The sequence below is a fragment of the Microvirga tunisiensis genome, from assembly GCF_009296175.1.
GTDB classification, from domain to species: domain Bacteria; phylum Pseudomonadota; class Alphaproteobacteria; order Rhizobiales; family Beijerinckiaceae; genus Microvirga; species Microvirga tunisiensis.
The window spans coordinates 1-2,151 of sequence record NZ_VOSK01000620.1; the positions used below are offsets into that span (position 1 = coordinate 1).

At 57.7% G+C, this 2,151-nt stretch carries 3 protein-coding genes; 1 reads left to right on the plus strand and 2 read right to left on the minus strand.

What is annotated here, in order from left to right:
• Positions 1-218 (plus strand): DDE-type integrase/transposase/recombinase (locus tag FS320_RS42070; RefSeq protein ID WP_152718481.1); only part of this gene is annotated, 218 nt, incomplete at its 5' end.
• A 315-nt stretch (positions 219-533) separates the two neighbouring features.
• Here the strand turns inward: FS320_RS42070 and FS320_RS42075 are convergent.
• Together FS320_RS42075 and FS320_RS42080 are read right to left on the minus strand one after the other, a co-directional pair.
• Positions 534-890 (minus strand): hypothetical protein, encoded by a 357-nt coding sequence (locus tag FS320_RS42075; RefSeq protein ID WP_244627734.1) that lies wholly within the window; start codon positions 888-890, stop codon positions 534-536.
• A 312-nt stretch (positions 891-1,202) separates the two neighbouring features.
• Positions 1,203-1,442, minus strand: coding sequence for a hypothetical protein (locus tag FS320_RS42080; protein ID WP_162003616.1), 240 nt, complete (start codon positions 1,440-1,442; stop codon positions 1,203-1,205).
• Between the last annotated feature and the right edge of the window lie 709 nt (positions 1,443-2,151).

Consider the following 2,151-nt stretch of genomic DNA (forward strand, 5'->3'; position numbering starts at 1 on the left):
CCGCCGCGAAGAGGATTGTCATGCCTGGCGTGGAGCATCGGCAGCACAAGGGCATAAACAATCGCGCGGAAAACCGCCATCAGCCGACGCGCCGGCGGGAGCGCATCATGAAGCGCTTCAAATCAGCCGGGCAGGCCCAGCGCTTTCTCTCTGCTCACGATCAGGTTGGAAACCTCTTCCGTCGTCCCCCTAACACCAACGCCGCCGCTCATCGCTAGTCCCGGGGCCAAGCCTTTAAGATCTGGGCCGAGGTGACGGGCCTCGCGGCCGGCTTCTGATGCGCTCATCGCGTGCGGGACATTGCGACCTTAGCTCGTTAACTTGACGATGACATCTGAACAAGCCATGTCAAACGCTTGGATTGAATGTACCGGTACCAGCATAGAGTAAACCGTTAGACGAGTTGCCGGAAAAATCGAGTTTGACACACAGCTGTCACTCGCCTGAGAATGTCGGTCGTCAGGCGAGATTAGGTTGGCAGGGTTTCAGCTACGGATTGGCACGATCCCAGATGATGGCAGCTGCATGCAGGCCTACTTTCGGGATAGGGTGGCTCCTCCGTAAGGATAGCACCGAATGCGCTCGAGGCTGAAGCCAAAGTGCTCCCCCAGCTTGCGAATGGCCTCGCCATGCTCAGGATAGGGATCCCGGTTCTCAGGGCCGACAATGACGATCCTGAAAGCCGGGTCATACCGCCCGCCCGGCGGCAGCATCGCTGTGACGAGCGCATTTCCCTCCGCACTGCGCAATGTCAGGAACAGTGGCATGACACGCTGCACGTGAGCCTTGAGACCGATGTTCTGCTCAACAAAGGGGCTTGAGGTCGAATGATAGGTGCTCGCTGCACTCTCCCAGGCTTGGAGAAAGTGTTTCTCAACCAAGTGGCTCATTGCATCCGACTCGAGCGCGGCTTCACCGTCGGTCTCGATCCGAAACCAGGTCTTCGATCCCGGGGCATCACAAATGTATTGCATCCCTAGTCAACGCGGGAGCGCAGCAAAGGTTGTCCAGATGGCTCGCCTTCAGACTGGAGCAACGCGAAAGCTGTGCCACATCACGCAGGTAGAGGCCATTCTGGGTCAGAATGCGGCAGGCCTAAACGATTGGAGCCACAATCTCGCTCCTACTCAAGAGAGAGTATAAGCAAGTAAAACCCGTTGATGCGGCAAAGCCGTTTTCGATCTCAGTCCTACGGCATCCCGTCATTCGTCATTGCCGGAAAGCTGGCACTCGCCCTTCATGTGGCTGGCGATGTCCGACATCGCGCTGTCGAGCGACGGGAAGTTAGCAGTGGCCATTTTGAACAGCCCGGAGTTACGATCTGCATCGATGACGAATAGCGACGGAGAAATTTGGGTGATTGTTCCAAGAGGTCGCCCGAGCCTGTCGCTCAACGTCCAGGTGCCCTGTTTGAACTCCGCAGGCCTCACGACCACATCCACGGCAGCTGCTCCGCCAATACACCATAACATGCCTTGTCTTGCAGTGAGAAAGCGGCTGTGACGCGATGTTCCGGAGACCCCGCTCTGCTGTTCCCAAGGCACTCCAACGTCTCCTGCCCACGAGATTTCTGCAGCGGCGTTCCTGCACCTTGCGCAGACTTTGCCAGTCAGAACAGCGGGGCCTCAGATCAACTGATCCTGAGGCACTTTGAGGATTGTTGAGAGGCTTTCAAGCATGTCCTCCTTGCGAATGCCGCTCGTTGCGGCGAGGTCATCGCGCGAGATATTTCTCCATCGGCGGTAGGCCATCAGGGCGGTCTCGCCGCCTGCGAGCGCATAGGTAACATGAAGGAGAAACCGGATCTTCGACGCCTTTTTGCGCGCAGTCTCGCAAGGGCAGCACCGAAGCGCTGGAGGCGGCGCCGACCTACAACATTCGACAAAAGATCCGCTTGTGCAGACCATAGCCCTGCAACGGGCAATAAAGAGCCGCGAATGCTCCCACAGCACTCCTTATTCGGCACCTAGCGATCTTTACTCTCTTTTTGCCGGTCCCATTCTGCTGCGGGCTCTGCTTGCCTGGTTGGCGGCCAGATCCTTGATAAACGCCGCCGCCCACCGTGAGACATCGGAATTCCAAAGAACTTTCGACATGACCTGCCAGCGTGCAACCCGCTCCTCTTGGCTCATGTGCAGCGCGTGCTGAATA